Source organism: Simiaoa sunii (assembly GCF_014337175.1).
Lineage (GTDB): Bacteria > Bacillota > Clostridia > Lachnospirales > Lachnospiraceae > Acetatifactor > Acetatifactor intestinalis.
Map to the genome: position 1 here is coordinate 2,235,286 of NZ_CP060633.1, position 18,080 is coordinate 2,253,365.

Consider the following 18,080-nt stretch of genomic DNA (forward strand, 5'->3'; position numbering starts at 1 on the left):
CGGATCTTATTCCATTCAAACATTTCCTTTTTTATATCGCCACTTTTCCTTTGAAATTCAATCCCATGTAACGAAATGCAATTTTTATGTAACGAAAAAATCAGCGGGTATATAGCATCCCAAAAGCTCTGTTCAATAGTCATCCGAGATTCCCGTTTTGTAAACGAGTTTCACATTTTGAAAGCGACCTGCAAATTTTGTACCCGACTTTCCACTTTTGTAATGACTTTCCCGTTTTTTCCCTTGCTTTTATGATATAATCACCTTATGGCAGAGTATTTTTTTGCACAAAAACCGGACGTCAGTTTTGGCTTACAAATTTTGCAAGCCATAATTCACGTCTTCTGCTGTTCCTATTTCAGCCGGCGGTCTGTGCTTTATTCTGTCTTCTGGTTACTTTTTGAGAAGTCTTGCGGTGAGGTTGATGTCTTTGGCTGCAACCTCGTGGCATCTAAGCCTCTCCGCCAGGTCTTCTCCATAATAAAAGCTGAACGCTTCATACGGACTTTTTCCGTTCAGTTTCTTTCTCCGGTAGGAATTGATATGGTTCATCATCAGCTCTACGTCTGCCTGCGTCAGTTCATCAAAGCTTCTTCCTTTCGGCAGGATCCTGCGTATAAATTCATGTCCCACCTCGATCTCTGCTTTCTGGTACGGCGCACTTGGATTGCAGTAATAGATCCTCGTCCTTTGAAATCCTTTTCCATCCGGTCCGTTCTCTATACACTTGGGATTGGAAAACTCACTTCCGTTATCCGTCAGGATGACCGGAAACAGCTTCCTAAAATCCTGCCCTCCCAGCCGGTGGTACAGTTCATCATAAATATCTATCACTGACTTTGAGGTGTTCGCTTCCCGCAGGAACCCCAGCATCAGTGACACATTTACAAAATATATCGTCAGCAGGACTTTCCCTCCCTTGCTGCCGATCACGGAATCCATCTGCACCACTGCTGTGTCCGGATGCTGTTCCATATATACTTCGTAATCATGATAATTCCTTCCCACACGGCATCCACGGTCTACTTTCAGCTCCGGTTTTTTATATCTCGGACGGTACTTTACCTTTCTTGGCAGGTCTATGTTCCTGATATCAAACAGGCATCCATCCACGTAGTTGTAGAGGGTCTTTTCACTGCACATCAGTTCATCCTTATGTGTCAGGTAGATCTGATGGATAGACTGCCCCTGTTTTACCAACGGCACCAGGATTTCATTGAGTCTGGCGATTTCCCCTTCCGTAGCAAGGATCCCGCTTCGGGATTCCGATATCTTATCCGTTGCCCGCCTCTGGGCTCCCAGAGCATCGTAAACAGTTTTTGTCAGCGTACACTTCTTTACTTCACTGCATCCGTTGCATACATATGGCGGTTTAAAGCGATGGGTACATATTTCTTCTTCATAATGCTCGCAGTAACGGTTGCATATGAGTTCACACTGTTTACAGACAGCTACCAGTGGATGCCTGCAGTCATTTGTCCCACATACTTTTTTCCTCTTACATGCTTTTCTGTACTTGCAGGTATTATGCGGGTAACTTCCATAACCGGTGTCCTGTTCGATGGAATAGTTCCTGATCTCCTTTGTGATGGTAGTCCTGTCCCTTCCCAGTTTCTCTCCAAGCTCTGTGAAAGTCATGTGCTCCTTTAGTCCGCTTTCTATCTCCAGCCGGTCCTCATAATTTAAGAACTTTGCCATACTGTCTCCTTTCCCCGCCAGCTGCTGAAGTTCTGTTAAAAAACAGGAAGAACATTTCTGCTCTTCCTGCATTTGTATCGTCACTTTCACTGCTGTAATTTATTCTGTTTGTAATCAACTTTCCCCCTCACACGGGAATTTCAAAAAACTATTGAGGTCCCAAAAGCTCTCTCTTGCGAGAGCTTGGTCTGCACCTGTAAAGTCAAGGTTGTTTTGGTGTAAATAGCATAAAAACGACAAATTCCATACAAAAAATTCCCCAAATCAGAAATTTTTGTACGGAATTTACTTATTTTGCTTATATAGCGAAAATAGAGACTTTTCAAACGGTAAAATTCCACATTTTTGTATTTTTTCGTCCAAAACGGCGATTTAAATACAAACAAGATTTCCACTGACTGTCCCGATGCAACGCTCACAAAGAGAATTACTATCACTCTGCGAACAGTTCCTTCTTCCGTTCAATCATCTCATCAATCTTCTCGATATACAGCCCTACATCCTTGACATTATCGCACCGCTCGATTCTTCCGTCGAGGAAGACTCTCTTGGTGATGCTACCGGCACCCAGAGCCATGATGGTCTGTTTCTCCTCCATGATGAGAATGTTATACAGTCCGTATTTGCCGGGACGGGCGTAGCCGGTGTTCTCAAAATTGCCGGACATGTTCTTCTGACGATAGAGGTAATAGGGCTTCATTCCCAGTTTCTCTGCTCCTGCTGCCGCGATCTTCATGGTTTCATCCGTGTTGTGAAGCATGGAGACGCTGTTCTCCTGGATCCACTGATTCAGGCGGGATGCACGCTTGATGGCCAGGGAATGAACGGTCAGGCTGTCCGGTGCCAGTTCCACGATCCTTTCGATTGTACGCTGTACATCCGCCTCCAGTTCCCCCGGCAGTCCCAGGATCAGATCCATATTAATATTGTCGAAGCCGACCTCTCTCGCCAGCTGATATGCTGTAAGTACCTGTTCCACGCTGGCTTTTCTGCCGATGATATCCAGTGTCTCCTGCTTCATAGTCTGGGGATTCACGGAGATGCGGCTGACCTGATGACGATACAGTACCTCCAGCTTCTCTCTGGTGATGCTGTCGGCACGACCGGCTTCCACGGTGAATTCCTTCACAGTAGAGAAATCAAACTTGGACTTTAATGCCGTAATCAGGCGGTCCAGCTGCTCCGGCTCCAGTGTGGTAGGGGTACCGCCGCCGATATAGACCGTATCCAGTACCTTGTCCCGGAAATTCTCCGCCACATAATCCATCTCTTTAATGACAGCGTCCACATACGCATCCACCTGCCTGCGGAACGCTGCAATCGGGTACGAGGTAAAAGAACAGTACAGACAGGTTGTGGGGCAGAAAGGAATCCCAATGTACAGACTGTAGCCGCCTTCATAGTGAATATCCCTTAACAGATCCCGCTCTCTCTTCGCGATGTCGATTCCCAAAAGTGCCTTTTCCTTGCTGACATAATGGCTCTGCTCTATGAAATCCAGAATCTCCGCATCGCTTCTGCCCTCATCCAGCATACCGTAGGCGATCTTCGTGGGACGGATGCCGGTAAGGTTTCCCCATGGGAAGTTCCTGCCGGGTTACCTTGCTCAAAGTCCGGTACAAGAAACGCTTCAGACCGTTCTTATAGCCATCCGCGATCGCCTCCGATGCTGCCTCCCACAAAAAAATCTCTTCTCCCACACGAATCTTCGCCCCGGTGTCCTCCAGTTCAATCTCCAGACTGACCTGCGGTTCCAGCTCCGCCAGCTTTTCCGGCTTTGTCTCCGGAGTGATGACTGTGACCTGTTCCTCGGCATAAAAGGCCTTCACCAGAGAATGCACATCGTATTCATAATTGGGATGGGATAATTTCACTACTTTCACGTTACTACCTGTACCTTTCCTTTCGCCCGCCTACGCAAAACGCAGGCACATAACTGTTCAGAACCCCATTCGCAAAACCGCTGCTACGCAGCTTCCCGGAATAACATGCCGGCATTCAACGAATATCTGACGATATTTACATGGCTCCGAAGGTTATACGCAGAATGGATTATACTTCTTCTCATGCCCGATGGTAGTGCTGTCTCCATGTCCCGGATAGACTACCGTCTCCTCCGGCAGAGTAAACAGCTTCTCCTTCACCGAACGCACCAGTGTACTCATACTGCCGGTAGGAAAATCCGTTCTTCCCACGGATTCCTGGAACAGGGTATCTCCACAGATCAGGAAGCCTCCCTCCGGGAAATAATAGCTGACACCGCCTGCGGTATGGCCGGGAGTCGCCAGAACCTGGATCCGGATGCCGTCCAGATCCAGTTCTTCCCCATCCTTCAGATACACATCTGCAATCACAGTGACTGGACTCCCCATCGCTTTCGACAGATTGTTTTTCGTATCCAGAAGAAACTTTTTCTCCGCCTCCCCCGCATAAATTTTCACGGGGTTCTCTCCATGCTCCCCGGCATAGGCATCCGCTGCCGCCTTCAGTTCCTCACAGCCGCTGATATGATCAAAATGCCCATGAGTCAGAAAAACAGCCGCCGTGTGCAGTCCGTTCTGTTCCAGTGCCTCCTCTATTTTCTCTCCGTGATCCGCCGGATCGAATACCAGCGCCTGATCACTGCCTTCCCTATATACAAAATAACAGTTGGTCTGGTAGATTCCCAACAGCATATGTCCGATACGGATATTGCTCATAATACACTCACTTTCTGTTTTCTGCCCGGATCAGCCATATCTCCCGGCATCCACGGCTTAACCTGTGGTTCTATCAATATCAATAACGCTGTCGATCCCCCGGTTCTTGTCGATGATACGGTTCAGTTCCTCTCTGCCGCTGATCTCGAGTTCTTTCTCCTGGTTTCGGATTGTATCCTTTAGATGAGAATCCTTGTCCATGATTAGGTTTAGCTACAGAAGATGTACCACTCTTGACAAAGACTCTTTACCCTTATAATTATCCAAGCCGATGCTCCTACCCCGAAAAATGAATACACTTCCCAAAGCCGACTGTTACATCTGCTTAAAAGTTTACCATATTGGAACTAAATATTCAGTTTTGATTTCGGATGTCCTTAAGTGCACCCAAATGGAAAATTTCGCCCTAGGGTCTTCAAATTAATCTACATGGATTACATCACCTTCGGTGAGAACCATTCCGATTAATTTAAAGACCAAAATAATTTACTTTGTCGAGCGTCCTTATGTGGAGACATAATTAAATATAATTTCTACAAATATTTTCTAATCGCATCACACTCTAAATCGATTCCCCCATCATTTACCACTTCACTCCAATCATATACATCTTTAAAATGAAAATAGCTCCATTTTTCATACAAATCATTAATTGAAGTAGCTATTAATAAACCATGCAGATTTTTCTCACTTTCGTAAATCTCATGTTCATAAAATACCACTGTTCCATTTCTTATGTCCAGACAAAATGCGTCCCCATTAGGAAAATGGAATAAAGGATACCAATGCATAATATCTTCCACGATTTCCAGCTCATCTAAATCAGTATCATAACATTCGTCCATTATCTCCATCAATTCCTCATGTTCTTTTTCTAGACCACTATCCGAAACAAAATTAATTGCCCCCATATACCTATTATTTTCATCATGCCACACTACTTCAAAAAGTTTATAATGTTCATAAATATATTTTGTGCTTTCGTTTAGTGAAAAATTATTTAATACACTATTGATAACTAAATTTTCTTTTTTTTCATTCTTAACAGTCAGCTTATAATGGCTATTAAGGTACTCTTTCACATCACTAAAATAGTCTCTCATTATTTTCCTCCATAAGGATGAATTGTATATCCACTTAATCCGTAATCATCCATCATTTTTCCTGCAAACTGATATATATCTTTTGCTGTTGCATTCGGATTATTATCAATAAAATCCATCCATTTTTGATTCCATCCACCTTTACCGTGGATAATGTTCATATGCATACCCCCTTTACCTGCGTCTACAGTAATTGTATATTGATCAACATCAATGCCCCTAGCAGAAATAAAATCTGCATATGGCTTACTTTTTCCTCTAAAGGCAGGAATGATATGATGATCATTAGTTTTCCCTGTTATTGGTTTAGTTGTTTCCAGTAATAGAACCTCTGTCTTACTACCACTCTCATAACTCCTCCAAGGATCTTTCCCATTACCTACCCCGCTGTCTTTATACCCGGACTTACTGTCCAGTCCTAAGTCCTTACGCATCTTTTGGTAAGCTTCCTGTGGATTCATTCCTTCTTCTTTATACTTGTGGTATAAGTCCCTCTGTGTCGCACAGATATTGTGTCCTGTCGGATCTTTATACGTTATGGTATTATTCCTGCAGTATTCGTACAGGTTCAGTCCGTCTCCATAATAGGTATCTTCCTGTATGAACCGTCCGATCACAGGGTTATAGTAACGTGCCCTGAGATAATACTGCCGGGTAATGGGATCATACTGCTCGCCCTGATAACGGAAACGGTTCTCTACCTGCTCCTTGCAGCTTATGGTATTCCCAAAGGCATCATACTCATATTGATTGAGTATTCTGTCCTGCTCTCTGCCCTGTTCTGATACTCCGCTCTCCTTATCCTCACCTCTGATGATATGGCTCACGCTGCCCTGCCCATCGCATACATAATGGTAATACGTCTTGGCGTTCTCGCTGTCGGAGCTGATCAGCCCCAGTCCACGTATATAACGGATGAGGTTGCCGCTGTAGTCCTTCTCTGCGACTACTTCCCTGTCCTCATTATAGAGGAACTGCACTAATCTGCCGTTCTCTTCCATCTCTGCACGCAGGCCCTCGGCATCATAACAGTTCTTCTGGATATCTCCCTCTGCCGTAACAGTCGATGCCAGTCTTCCGAAGTCATCATAGGCATACCGGTTCCTGCCATCAGAGAGCATATTGCCCTGCCTGTCATAACTGTAGGTCACAGTCTCCTGCTGTGTTGTCATTCTGGTCAGTTGTATCAGCCGGTTACAGTTATCATAACGGTAATTCTCCTGAATGCCGTCTGCACTCCTGCCCAGGCGGTTGCCTGCTGCATCATAGCTGTAGTTCTCCAGTCCTCCCTGCGGATACTGTACCTGTACGAGCTGGTTATTGGCATCATACGCATACTTCGTCAATCCCTGCCGGTCTGCCTTGCTCAGCCGGTTGCCGTTGTCATCATAAGTATATCTGTTGTCACATACTATGCTGCCGCCCCCCAGGGTTGTTCTGATAGTGGTCAGGTTCTTATTCAGGTCATAAGCATAATCCGTAATGAGGTCTGTTCCTACCCTCAGGCTCTTTATATTTCCATCTGCATAATACTCATACGCTGCAAGGCATCTGCCGTTCTCCATTACCTATGAAAGCATGCCGTTTCTGTTATAGGCATATCCTGTGCTCTTTCCGGTCAGATCCCTCTGTGAAATCTTTTTTCCATCCAGATCATAGGTATAGGACATCAGCGTTCTGCCACTGGCTTTCTTCTCTCTGAGAAGTCCGCCGGGATAGTATCTGTGCTTCAAACAGCCTTTCTTCATTACTGTAGCTGTCCCAATTTGCAAAGTATCTGTCTACATCCTCCTTTACCTGTTGCAGACCTTATTGAAAATATTTTTTTATACTTTCAACAGTACATGCCATATATATCTTTGATTAACTCCGCATCCTCTTTAGTATAAGATTTCTGTTTGTTCAAATCAAGATTAGCTAATATACCTTTCATACCTCGTATAATTTGTTCTGTTTCCATATCAGAGTAAAATATTCTCTCAACTCCATATTTTTCGTACAATTCATCTATTATTTTTATTATTTTATCTTCACTCATTTTTATAATCTCCTATAAAATCTACATTTGTAAATTTAATAACTTTATCAACTCTTAATTGATGTTCTCCCCCTTTTCCATATTCAGGATAGCTAAATGTAATAGGTTCAGGAATAGCTGTCGTATTACCTTTTGTTGTAGGAACATATAAATCGTCAATGACTTGTAACGTATCAAATTCACCTCTAACTTTGCAATCACTCCACGAGTCCGCAATCTGAAATGCATCTTTTACTTGAGATGCCGAATCATATTTTTTGAATCCAATATATGTAGTATATTGCTCTCCACTGATTATTGCATCATTTGCTCTTCCTGAATCCATATATCTATAACCTGTTGCAGGTACAACATCACCACTAGGCGTTACATAAAAATCAGCCTTTCTACCACTCTTGACAAAGACTCTTTACCCTTATAATTATCCAAGCCGATGCTCCTACCCCGAAAAATGAATACATTTCCCAAAGCCGACTGTTACATCTGCTTAAAAGTTTACCATATTGGAACTAAATATTCAGTTTTGATTTCGGGTGTCCTTAAGTGGAGACATAATTAAAACCATAGTAAGCATTTGCATTTTTCACAACTAATTATTTTCCATTAAGTCAAAAAATGCTTTAATAGAATCACATACCCAAACTGGATTCTCCACATCATCACAATATATCATATATACATTTTCATCTCTTATATCCCAATAAAAATAATCACCACCTTCATTTCTTGCCAATGGATATAGATGCTCATCTATAATTCCATCTTCTCTGTCATTTTTTACTATTTTTTCAAAACTACAGTTTCCATATTTTAATTCAACAATCTTTGCTACCCCAAATTCTTCTTCATCAACTGTAAAAATACATAATCTAATCTTATCACCATTATGTTGTAAATAATATTCTTTAAGTATTGTCGGAAAATTAATATTATACTTATTCTCAATTTCCAATACCTCACAACTTGAAATATGGGTGTTTTCACTTTTTTCTTTTACAAATCCGTACATCTATTTATCTCCTTTTCTTGTTATATGTCGGTCCGTTAACACTATCATACTGTGCACAACCTCCCGAATGTGGTTTCGATGCATTATGTGCTTCATCCATTACTAATTCCATTGTAATTGTATTTTTTTCAACATTATAATCATCCAAATGATGCCACACATAACCATCTGGTGTTTCTAATAATCTCATTGCTTGATTTGCCATTTTAAAATCATTATTTCTATTACCTGTAGCTTGGATAACTTTACGAGCTTCCTGACCATTATGATAATACATATATTCAGAACCTTGAAAGCTCACTCCACCATTTGCTGTCTTTTTAACATCTGTATACCCCTTGCTTATTGCTCTTTCATATGGATTATATTTGGCATTATATTCTTGTGCCGCCTTATTAGCAATATCTTGTAAGGAAGAACTACCACTCTCAGCTCCATTATTTGCGGGATAATATGGTACCAATTCCGTACAATTACTACTTGATTTCCCATAGCTGGTCTCATCAACACTTTCACTAATTTTCCCCTGCGGAGGACAAGCTTTCCTTTTATACCCACTCGGATCATCATACACCACCGGGTTATTCCCGCAGTACGCATACAGATTCAGTCCATCCCCCTGATAGACGTCTTCCTGCATAAAACGCCCGGCAACCGGATTATAGTACCTCGCCCGCAGGTAATACTGCTCTGTCAGTTCATCATACTGTTGCCCTGTGTATCGGATGCGGTTATTCAACTGCTCTGTGGTATCAAGGGGTATGCCAAAGGCATCATACTGATAGCTGTTCAGAACATCTCCATGTCCGCCGGTAATAAACGTCGTACTTTGCTGTTCGTCCCTGTGGTAGTAGGACAGTTCCTGTCCTCTGCGGAACGCTTCCATCCCTGCTCCGAGATGATAACTGGTCTTCTGCTCTTCTCTTCCCTCCTCCTGCAGAAGCTCTCCATCGTGGTATACAAAGCTGGTCCTCCTGCCGTTTTCCAGCAGTTCAAAGCGCAGTCCTTCCGCGTCATAGCGGTTCTCCTGCACGCTGCCGGTTTCGGTTTCCCCCCTTGTCTGCTGGTGGCGGCTGTTATAGGAGAACCGGCGGATCCCGGCTGCATTTTTCTCCTCTATTATACCGCCCTGACGGTCATAAGAAAACTGTTTTCTATCGGCAGGGCTTTCCTCTTCGACCAGCTGGTTCTTCTCATTATAAAGATAGCGGATTTCTCCCTGCCCATCCGTCTTCCGGATTCTGTTCCCGGCTTTGTCATAGGCATACGAAACAGAAGCGCCGTTCCGCCGCTCTTCCAGAAGCTGTCCCCGGACATCATAAGCATAGGAGATATCCAACGCATTATTCCCTGTGGTGATGCCGCCCAGAGTCGCCTGCATGCCTGTCTTCGCTGTGCGGTTTCCGTTGCCGTCATACCGGTATGCAAAGGAGAGCAGGACATTTTCACCCGCTCTGGTTTCCAGCGTGCGGACGTTTCCGTCCCCGTCATAGGTATAGGCGGTCTTCACGCCATTGCCGTAACGGATATCGCAGATGCGGTTCAGGGCATCATAGCCGTAGCGCACTTCCAGTCCGTCATCATTAAAGATGCGGCTTCGTCTGCCCAGAATGTCATACTCATACCGGGTGCAGACTCCCGCGGGATCCCTGATCTCCGTGATCTGCCCTGCCCTGTCATGGGTATAGGAAACTAAGCGTTTCCCGTTGGAACGCTTTTCTTTCAGGTTGCCATGTGCATCGTAGATGTATTCATAGGACTTTCCATCGCAGACAGCACGGGTCACCCGGCCCAGGCTGTCATAGTGCCAGGTGCTGATGTTGGTGTGCTTTCCTTCTGCATCGGACGCCTTCTCATACACGGGCTGTCCGAACACGTTGCAGGCACGCTGCAGCTGTCTTCCGTCCCGGTCGATATGCAGGGACAGGTTGCCCTCCTCGTCATACCGGAAGGTCTCTGTGAATCCCAGCTGATCCGTTCGCTCGCTGACTTTGCCAAGGCTGTTGTAACGGTACTGCACTGCATTGCCGTTACCGTCTATAGTCCTGCTGACCTGCCCTGCCGGGGTGTATTCATAGCCTTCCTTCACCCCGTCCGCAAAGCCAATGCCTGTGATGCGTCCCCAGCTGTCCACGTCATAGGAAATGGGATTCTGGTTGCCGTCCACAACTCCCGTGATCTGCCCTCTGGCATTATACTCATACTGCTGGAGGGTACGCTGATGGTTCCCTGATCGCCGGACATCCTTGATCTTTCCATCCAATTCGTAGGAAAGCTCTGTCCGGTTTCCAAACGTGTCCTTTTGGATAACCGGCTGATTCCGCAGATTGTAAGAAAACTCCTGTACCACTTCACCTAATGCATTGGTGGTACGGATGCGGTTGCCACGGCTGTCATAGGTGTAGGATACCCCCGCCCCGTCATCGCTCTCCGGCTCGTAGCCGTAGGGATTGATCTCTTTCCGCAGCCTGTCATTCCGGTCATAGAGATAGCGGGTCACCCCTCCTGCCGGATTGGTTCTGTGGGTCGCCCGGTCTTTCAGGTCATACCGGGTGCTGCTCTCCAGACATTCCCCGTCCGTTCCCAGAATGGCCTGTTTCAGCACATTTCCGGCCGCATCATAGGCATACTGCACCCGTCTGTCGATACCGTTCTTTCTGTCAAGGACTCTCTCCTCGGTCAGGCGGTCGTCCGCATCGTAGCTTCTGTGGATCTCGGAGCCCTTCGGGGTGGTGATCTTTGTCAGGTTGCCGTTGGCATCGTAGGCATATCTTGTAACGGCGGCCTGTACCGGGCCGTTGCCCTGGATTTCCTCCGTCCGCTGAACAAGCCACCCGTTTTTATTGTAGGCATAATGAATAACACTATGAACACCGTCCGCAATGACACGCTCTTCCAGCGTTACATTTCCCAGACAGTCATAATCGTAGCGCATTTTTGCCCCAAAGTCATCTTTCACTACATTCAGATGATTGTTTTTATCGTAGGAAAAATGGATCCGGTGCCAGCCATCCGGCTCTCCGTCCTGTTCTACTTCCTGTTGTCCGTAGGCCTCCTCCACCTTATTGCCCTGACTGTCATAGGTATAGGCGATGACACGGTACAGCGCAGGATCGGTCTCCTGCACTTTTATCTGTTCCCGGATCTTCCAGCCCAGATCATTATAGGTATAGAGGACCTCCTTTCCTTCGCCGTCCACTTCCCGGAGGATCTGTCCGTGCCCGTTGTACTCGTAGGTGTGCAGGATGTTCCCCCCGGGATCCTGTACTTCTGTCATCCGGCCGCAGGCGTCATAGGCATAGCGGTAGCCATTGCCGTCATCCGAATCTGCATCATAAGATTCCGGCTGTACCTGTTTGATCATGTTGCCGTCCGCATCATAGAATCTCCGCTCCACGCCTCCGTCCGGATAAAGGATACGGATGCAGTTCCCGTCAGAATTGTACTCATAGCGGGTTCCTTCTCCCTCTTCGCCTTTCAGGGCATAGCTGACCGGATGGATCCGGCTGGTGATGTCCCCGTCAAAGTTACGGAATACACGGTGATGTTCCTGCAGGGGAGATATGGTATCTACCACACGTTCCAGAAAATCGTGGCGGTACTCATAGCCGCTCTCTTTCTTTTCCCACTGCACGGGTGGATAGTAAGTGGTCAGATTGCCCATGCGGTCATAGAATCTACGGGTGGTGTAGCCTTCCCCGTCGATGCGGCTGGTGACAAAGTTTCTGGAATTGTAAGCCAGCTCCACCGTGCCGTAAGTATTGCTGATGGACAGTCTGCGGCCTACGGTATCGTAGCCGTAGGCAGTCTCCTCCCCCTTCGGCGTAATGACACGGCTGGGGTATGCCCGGCTGGCTTCATATTCCTTAAGGCTTTCGTTTCCGAGGGCATCCCGCTCCAGAATGCATCTTCCCCTGAAATCATACTTCCGGGCCGTCTCTTTCCATTTGCCCTCTTTGATCTTTTCCATCGTCCTGACCGGATTGTGTTCCTGGTCATAAGTATAGAGGGTCTCTCTTCCGTCGCTGTCCCATGTATGTACCAGATCATGGTGCTCATTATATTCATGGTGCACTTCAAAGCCATCCGGGAATTAATCTAATAAAAATTCATTAACAATACATCATCGTTAAATAAACACTGTAGAAGACAATAGCACTTGTCAGAAATATCGTATCCGTCATTCCTCATCTCTTGTGTTATTTTTCCATTTTCCCGGGGCTTAGTGGTTTATATCCATCGTCTTTTTCGACTTGCTTAAACCCACGGTTCCCATCCTTTTATAAATTCTTCCAAAGATGGTGCAATTTTTCTCATTTTTCCTTTTTCGTCATCTACAAATTTAACAATTCCTGTCTTTATTTCTACCACTACAGAATAGTTCACTTTCGACTCCACTCCAATCACAAAATGTGTTACCTTGCCATTCAGATCGGTATATGCCTCCATTATTTGTTTTAAACTTCTATACCCATCTCTAGGATCCACACCACTTATTGCAATTCTACTTTTTTTATAATTTATATTAAACCCCAAAAAATGATAGGTGCTAAAGTATTCAATTATATCTCGGTTGCTTTCAATTCCATATGTCTCTAATAGCTTTATAAAAGTTTCCTCTTTTCCATATGCCAGTGGTCTCCATTTACACCATCCAGCATTATCTGCTTCTCCCACATAAACTGCCTGATCTACATCTTTTCTCCTGGGACGTTTAGGTAATCCATCCTCTGTTTTTTGGTATGCTGCTAAAAATCTTTCAAAAAAATTATCCAATTCATTTTTTACTGACATTATTTTATCTCCATTCTTATCCATTTTTTTGTTCGTATTGTCATAGACTTGATATTTTGAAGCATCTTCGAGAATACATCTCCATCTATCCCGCCCCAGATGCCATATTGTTTTTCTATATTATGAATTCCACCACTCCCCGGATGCAATCCTACAGGAATTGGCATAGCCTGACCACTACCTTATTTTTTGCAGATTATAACACATATCGACAAGTCATAACCGTAGATGTCAAAAACGACCGGGTTATATGTAACTTTTGGATAAAAATACCCGGGTTAAAATATGCTTCGAAACGTTTCTCTTGAAAAGCATATCTTAATCCGGGTATTCACATATTCCGTATTCTTTTTATGTTAAAAAATCATACATTAATATCATTACATCAAAAACATTATCTTCCTCCCGTATCTCCATCTCACCGGCATATTGATCCACGATCTGTCTGACGATCGAAAGACCGATTCCATGCATCCTGTCGTCTTCCTTGCTTGTCAGATATCGTCCCCCGCTTTTATGCAATGCATTTTTATACCGGTTTTTAATACTGATGGCTATATTATTACCGTCTGTGGTGATCCATAGCCTGATCACCCTATCTTCGGTCAGTTCCTTTACAGCTTCTATGGCATTATCCAATAGATTGCCCAGACAAATGCTGATATCCTCTGCATTCATCTCCGCATCCTGCGGCACTTCCGTATTGGCTGTCACCTTTATTCCTGCCTTTTCCGCCATATCTGCCTTGTAATTAACCACACTGTCAATATAAAGATTTCCGCTATTGGAAATAAAATCTTTTTTGTCTAAAAACTTCAGATTTTCACTGCAGTATCTTTTCAGGGCTTCATAATCTTCCTTTTCCAAATAAGTATTTTCCAATATGTAATGCTGCTTCATATTGTGACGCAGCTTCCTTAATTCTTCCCACCATTCCTTACTTTCCCGGTTCTGGCGAATATAGTACTCACACTGATTTTTCAGGATTTCTTCCCGCATTTGTTTTTCCATATTTTCTTTTGCTTTATCATACAGATAGTAGGTAAAGACGTTGATCAGCAGGATCATGAATACTACAATAAATCCCCAGAAATAGTTTTCAAGGGTTCCTGTGATAAAAACGGAAATCAGGATCCATATACTACAGACCGGAACGATAAATACTTCCAACCAATCCTGAAGATTCAGTTCCGCTTTTCTGTTCAGTTTTATAATGAGAGAGGTAAATTTAATAATCAAATACCAGACAATTTTAGATAACACTGTGCACAGCAAGGTTACTTCTGCATCATCTGTCCATGCCAGAAATTCTTTTCCGTAATACACGAGCAATTCTGCACACATGCCGCTCATATACATAAATATAGTCGTCGCCATCAATGTTCTGACTGAATCAGTATATAGGATTCTGATCGTCACAAAAAAAATACATACAAAAAGTAATATATTCAGCCAGATATTACTCGTGCCATCTCCCAGATACGTTAAAACATATGTAACACCGTTGAAGACCGCAAAATATCCTCCCCATACCAGATAGTCTGTATACCTGCGAATTTTCTTCTTTTTCAATGTACTGTCACAAAAAATACGCTGCAGTATTACAGAAAAAATCTCCACAATAGCCAGAACAAGCATCATTCCCATCTTCTCCCCTTTAACATTGAAATATAATGCTGTCTTACATGATCTCTGTAATTTTTACTGATTTCTACTTCCCGTCCATTATCCAGAACAACCCTGTCCGCAGAATACTCCTTAATAAAACGAGTATTCACGAGCAACGATTTTCTGATTCTCAGGAATTTTACATTTGCTTTCCGCAGATTCCTTTCCACTTCTTCCAATTTTCCATAAAATAAGTATTCCAATTCAGGCATATCCAGCTGTACTGCATTGATCTGTACGATTCTTTTATCACTTTGGAAAAACCGGATCTGATTCAGTGGAATATTGTATTGCCTTTTATTATAAGAAAAGCAATAACTGTCATCGGAATTCAAATGTGTTTCAAACACCCGTTTCAGGATCTTCTCCAATTTTTCTTCAGACACCGGCTTATCTATAAATGCATATGGCTGCACTTCAATCATTTCCTTGCAGTACTGGTTATGACAGGATACAAAAATCAGAATTACCCTGCTGTCTCTTTCCCTAAGGATACGCGCGGTTTCAATTCCGCTGATACCAAGCATTTCCACATCTAAAAAAACGATGTCCATATTTCCCGTGGTGTCTGTTTCCATTAATAATTCTTCCCCACTCCGGAAGCAAAAAAATTTCACATTTTTGGATAGCCTTGCCATGATGGATTGTATGATCTGTGTTTGCTTCTGCAACTCAGATAAAACATCCTCACATATAGCAACTCTTAACATTGAGAATTCCCCTTTCTCCTTCGCATGCTATAATACGATGCCAGTATGCAACTGTTCAGCCCAATATAGTTTCCTCCTTTCAAGACTTTCCGCAAAAACACTGGCAACATCAGCAACTATTCTTATTTTTTTGATATTATTACTATACAAACGATTTCCCCTGTTTTACGTAAACAATTCCCTCTTCCTCTTGATCATCTCATCAATCTTCTCAATATACAGTCCCACATCCTTCACATTGTCACACCGCTCGATTCTTCCGTCGGGGAAGACTCTCTTGGTGATGCTTCCGGCTCCCAAAGCCACGATGGTCTGTTTCTCCTCCATGATGAGGATGTTATACAGGCCGTATTTTCCGGGGCGGGCGTAGCCGGTGTTCTCGAAGTTGCCGGACATGTTCTTCTGGCGGTAGAGGTAATAGGGCTTCATTCCAAGCTTCTCAGCTCCCGCCGCCGCGATCTTCATGGTTTCGTCGGTGTTGTGAAGCATGGAGACGCCGTTCTCCTGGATCCACTGGTTCAGGCGGGATGCACGCTTGATGGCCAGGGAATGAACGGTCAGGCTGTCCGGGGCCAGTTCCACGATCCTTTCGATTGTACGCTGTACATCCGCCTCCAGTTCCCCCGGCAGTCCCAGGATCAGATCCATATTGATATTATCAAATCCGACCTCTCTCGCCAGCCGATATGCCGTAAGTACCTGTTCCACGCTGGCCTTTCTGCCGATGATATCCAGTGTCTCCTGCTTCATAGTCTGGGGATTCACGGAGATACGGCTGACCTGGTGACGATGCAGTACCTCCAGCTTCTCTCTGGTGATGCTGTCGGCACGACCGGCTTCCACAGTGAATTCCTTCACGGTAGAGAAATCAAACTTGGACTTTAATGCCGTGATCAGACGGTCCAGCTGCTCCGGTTCCAGTGTGGTGGGCGTACCACCGCCGATATAGACGGTATCCAGTACCTTGTCCTGAAAGTTCTCCGCCACATAATCCATCTCTTTGATCACAGCGTCCACATAGGCGTCCACCTGCCTGCGGAATGCAGCGATCGGATAAGAGGTAAAGGAGCAATAGAGACAGGTTGTAGGGCAGAACGGAATCCCGATGTACAGACTGTAGCCGCCCTCATAATGAATCTCTTTTAACAGATCCCGCTCTCTCTTCGCAATATCGATTCCCAAAAGTGCCTTCTCTTCGCTGACGTAATGGCTCTGCTCCATGAAATCCAGAATCTCTGCATCGCTTCTGCCCTCATCCAGCATACCGTAGGCAATCTTCGTGGGACGGATGCCGGTAAGGTTTCCCCATGGGAGTTTCTGCCCGGTCACCTTGCTTAAGGTGCGGTACAGGAAACGTTTCAGACCGTTCTTATAGCCATCCGCGATTGCCTCCGATGCTGCCTCCCACAAAAAAATCTCTTCTCCCACACGAATCTTCGCCCCGGTGTCCCCCAGTTCGATTTCCAGACTGACCTGCGGTTCCAGCTCTGCCAGCTTCTCCGGTTTTGTCTCCGGGGTGATGACCGTGACCTGGTCCTCCGCATAAAAAGCCTTCACCAAAGAATGTACATCATATTCATAGTTAGGATGGGATAATTTCACTACTTTCATTGTATTTTCCTCATTTACATAAATACAGGCACAGAGATAACTCTTTCTGTGCCCGAATATATTTCAGTATTGTAACTATTCAGAACCCTATTAGCAAAACGGATTATATTTCTTCTCATGTCCGATGGTGGTGCTGTCGCCGTGTCCCGGATAGACTACCGTATCCTCCGGCAGAGTAAACAGCTTCTCCTTCACCGAACGCACCAGCGTACTCATACTGCCGGTGGGGAAATCAGTTCTGCCCACGGATTCCTGGAACAGGGTATCCCCGCAGATTAAGAACCCTCCCTCTGGGAAATAATAGCTGACACCGCCTGCAGTATGTCCGGGCGTTGCCAGAACTTTGATCCGGATGCCATCCAGATCCAGTTCCTCGCCATCCTTCAGATACACATCCGCGGTGACCGTTACCGGGCGTCCCATATCTTTCGACAGGTTGCTCTTCGTATCCAGAAGAAACTTTTTCTCCGCCTCCCCGGCATATATTTTCACGGGGTTCTCTCCATGCTCCCCGGCATAGGCATCCGCTGCCGCCTTCAATTCCTCACAGCCACCGATATGGTCGAAATGTCCATGGGTCAGAAGGATCGCTGCTGTATGTAGTCCGTGCTGCCCAAGTGCCGCCTCAATTTTCTCTCCATGATCCGCGGGGTCGAATACCAGCACTTTATCACTGTTCTCTCTGTATACAAAGTAACAGTTGGTCTGATAGATTCCCAGCGTCATATGTCCGATACGGATATTGCTCAT

17 protein-coding genes are annotated in these 18,080 nt (G+C 44.8%); all 17 read right to left on the reverse strand.

Annotated elements, in window-relative coordinates; all coding sequences use genetic code 11:
• Positions 1-393: 393 nt before the first annotated feature.
• Positions 394-1,698, reverse strand: a complete 1,305-nt coding sequence (locus tag H9Q77_RS10265) for an IS30 family transposase (protein WP_069432380.1) — start codon at positions 1,696-1,698, stop codon at positions 394-396.
• A 433-nt stretch (positions 1,699-2,131) separates the two neighbouring features.
• Positions 2,132-3,232: a coproporphyrinogen dehydrogenase HemZ gene (gene hemZ / locus H9Q77_RS10270; RefSeq protein ID WP_330595914.1), complete on the reverse strand. Its 1,101-nt coding sequence runs from the start codon at positions 3,230-3,232 to the stop codon at positions 2,132-2,134.
• The gene (locus H9Q77_RS16750; protein WP_330595915.1) at positions 3,222-3,581 is read right to left on the reverse strand and encodes a hypothetical protein; all 360 of its coding nucleotides are present in this window, start codon (positions 3,579-3,581) and stop codon (positions 3,222-3,224) included. Before H9Q77_RS16750 ends, hemZ (H9Q77_RS10270) begins: the two co-directional genes overlap by 11 nt.
• A gap of 153 nt (positions 3,582-3,734) precedes the next feature.
• Positions 3,735-4,397, reverse strand: a complete 663-nt coding sequence (locus H9Q77_RS10275; RefSeq protein WP_249325437.1) for an MBL fold metallo-hydrolase — start codon at positions 4,395-4,397, stop codon at positions 3,735-3,737.
• A gap of 57 nt (positions 4,398-4,454) precedes the next feature.
• Positions 4,455-4,598, reverse strand: a complete 144-nt coding sequence (locus tag H9Q77_RS10280; RefSeq protein WP_249325439.1) for a hypothetical protein — start codon at positions 4,596-4,598, stop codon at positions 4,455-4,457.
• Between the two features lie 332 nt (positions 4,599-4,930).
• Complete coding sequence (locus H9Q77_RS10285) at positions 4,931-5,500, reverse strand: hypothetical protein (RefSeq protein WP_118669142.1); 570 nt, start codon at positions 5,498-5,500, stop codon at positions 4,931-4,933.
• Complete coding sequence (locus tag H9Q77_RS10290) at positions 5,500-7,065, reverse strand: RHS repeat-associated core domain-containing protein (protein WP_249325440.1); 1,566 nt, start codon at positions 7,063-7,065, stop codon at positions 5,500-5,502. Before H9Q77_RS10290 ends, H9Q77_RS10285 begins: the two co-directional genes overlap by 1 nt.
• A gap of 3 nt (positions 7,066-7,068) precedes the next feature.
• The gene (locus tag H9Q77_RS10295) at positions 7,069-7,248 is read right to left on the reverse strand and encodes a hypothetical protein (RefSeq protein WP_249325442.1); all 180 of its coding nucleotides are present in this window, start codon (positions 7,246-7,248) and stop codon (positions 7,069-7,071) included.
• 86 nt (positions 7,249-7,334) lie between these two features.
• Positions 7,335-7,538 (reverse strand): hypothetical protein, encoded by a 204-nt coding sequence (locus H9Q77_RS10300; RefSeq protein ID WP_249325444.1) that lies wholly within the window; start codon positions 7,536-7,538, stop codon positions 7,335-7,337.
• Positions 7,531-7,863 carry a PH domain-containing protein gene (locus H9Q77_RS10305; protein ID WP_249325445.1) on the reverse strand — a complete coding sequence of 111 codons (333 nt, stop codon included), beginning with the start codon at positions 7,861-7,863 and terminating at the stop codon, positions 7,531-7,533. The genes H9Q77_RS10300 and H9Q77_RS10305 overlap by 8 nt, the downstream gene beginning before the upstream one ends.
• 264 nt (positions 7,864-8,127) lie before the next feature.
• Positions 8,128-8,547, reverse strand: a complete 420-nt coding sequence (locus tag H9Q77_RS10310) for an SMI1/KNR4 family protein (protein WP_249325446.1) — start codon at positions 8,545-8,547, stop codon at positions 8,128-8,130.
• Positions 8,548-8,551: 4 nt separating this feature from the next.
• Positions 8,552-12,622 (reverse strand): RHS repeat-associated core domain-containing protein, encoded by a 4,071-nt coding sequence (locus tag H9Q77_RS10315; RefSeq protein WP_249325448.1) that lies wholly within the window; start codon positions 12,620-12,622, stop codon positions 8,552-8,554.
• Positions 12,623-12,804: 182 nt separating this feature from the next.
• Positions 12,805-13,365 (reverse strand): SecY-interacting protein Syd, encoded by a 561-nt coding sequence (locus tag H9Q77_RS10320; RefSeq protein ID WP_119623534.1) that lies wholly within the window; start codon positions 13,363-13,365, stop codon positions 12,805-12,807.
• Positions 13,366-13,692: 327 nt separating this feature from the next.
• Positions 13,693-14,982: a sensor histidine kinase gene (locus H9Q77_RS10325; RefSeq protein ID WP_172594721.1), complete on the reverse strand. Its 1,290-nt coding sequence runs from the start codon at positions 14,980-14,982 to the stop codon at positions 13,693-13,695.
• The gene (locus H9Q77_RS10330; RefSeq protein WP_117466280.1) at positions 14,979-15,719 is read right to left on the reverse strand and encodes a LytR/AlgR family response regulator transcription factor; all 741 of its coding nucleotides are present in this window, start codon (positions 15,717-15,719) and stop codon (positions 14,979-14,981) included. Before H9Q77_RS10330 ends, H9Q77_RS10325 begins: the two co-directional genes overlap by 4 nt.
• A 165-nt stretch (positions 15,720-15,884) precedes the next feature.
• Positions 15,885-17,330, reverse strand: coding sequence for a coproporphyrinogen dehydrogenase HemZ (gene hemZ, locus H9Q77_RS10335; protein WP_249325450.1), 1,446 nt, complete (start codon positions 17,328-17,330; stop codon positions 15,885-15,887).
• Between the two features lie 90 nt (positions 17,331-17,420).
• Positions 17,421-18,080 (reverse strand): MBL fold metallo-hydrolase, encoded by a 660-nt coding sequence (locus H9Q77_RS10340; RefSeq protein WP_249325452.1) that lies wholly within the window; start codon positions 18,078-18,080, stop codon positions 17,421-17,423.

Bases quoted from the DNA above. Each gene is read 5' to 3' on its own strand.
- H9Q77_RS10330 (WP_117466280.1), bottom strand. From the start codon at position 15,719: ATGTTAAGAGTTGCTATATGTGAGGATGTTTTATCTGAGTTGCAGAAG.
- H9Q77_RS10340 (WP_249325452.1), bottom strand. From the start codon at position 18,080: ATGAGCAATATCCGTATCGGACATATGACGCTGGGAATCTATCAGACC.
- H9Q77_RS10275 (WP_249325437.1), bottom strand. From the start codon at position 4,397: ATGAGCAATATCCGTATCGGACATATGCTGTTGGGAATCTACCAGACC.
- H9Q77_RS10305 (WP_249325445.1), bottom strand. From the start codon at position 7,863: ATGGATTCAGGAAGAGCAAATGATGCAATAATCAGTGGAGAGCAATAT.
- H9Q77_RS10265 (WP_069432380.1), bottom strand. From the start codon at position 1,698: ATGGCAAAGTTCTTAAATTATGAGGACCGGCTGGAGATAGAAAGCGGA.
- H9Q77_RS10280 (WP_249325439.1), bottom strand. From the start codon at position 4,598: ATGGACAAGGATTCTCATCTAAAGGATACAATCCGAAACCAGGAGAAA.
- H9Q77_RS10290 (WP_249325440.1), bottom strand. From the start codon at position 7,065: ATGGAGAACGGCAGATGCCTTGCAGCGTATGAGTATTATGCAGATGGA.
- H9Q77_RS10295 (WP_249325442.1), bottom strand. From the start codon at position 7,248: ATGAAGAAAGGCTGTTTGAAGCACAGATACTATCCCGGCGGACTTCTC.
- H9Q77_RS10320 (WP_119623534.1), bottom strand. From the start codon at position 13,365: ATGGATAAGAATGGAGATAAAATAATGTCAGTAAAAAATGAATTGGAT.
- H9Q77_RS10325 (WP_172594721.1), bottom strand. From the start codon at position 14,982: ATGATGCTTGTTCTGGCTATTGTGGAGATTTTTTCTGTAATACTGCAG.
- hemZ (WP_330595914.1), bottom strand. From the start codon at position 3,232: ATGCTGGATGAGGGCAGAAGCGATGCGGAGATTCTGGATTTCATAGAG.
- H9Q77_RS10300 (WP_249325444.1), bottom strand. From the start codon at position 7,538: ATGAGTGAAGATAAAATAATAAAAATAATAGATGAATTGTACGAAAAA.
- H9Q77_RS10310 (WP_249325446.1), bottom strand. From the start codon at position 8,547: ATGTACGGATTTGTAAAAGAAAAAAGTGAAAACACCCATATTTCAAGT.
- hemZ (WP_249325450.1), bottom strand. From the start codon at position 17,330: ATGAAAGTAGTGAAATTATCCCATCCTAACTATGAATATGATGTACAT.
- H9Q77_RS10285 (WP_118669142.1), bottom strand. From the start codon at position 5,500: ATGAGAGACTATTTTAGTGATGTGAAAGAGTACCTTAATAGCCATTAT.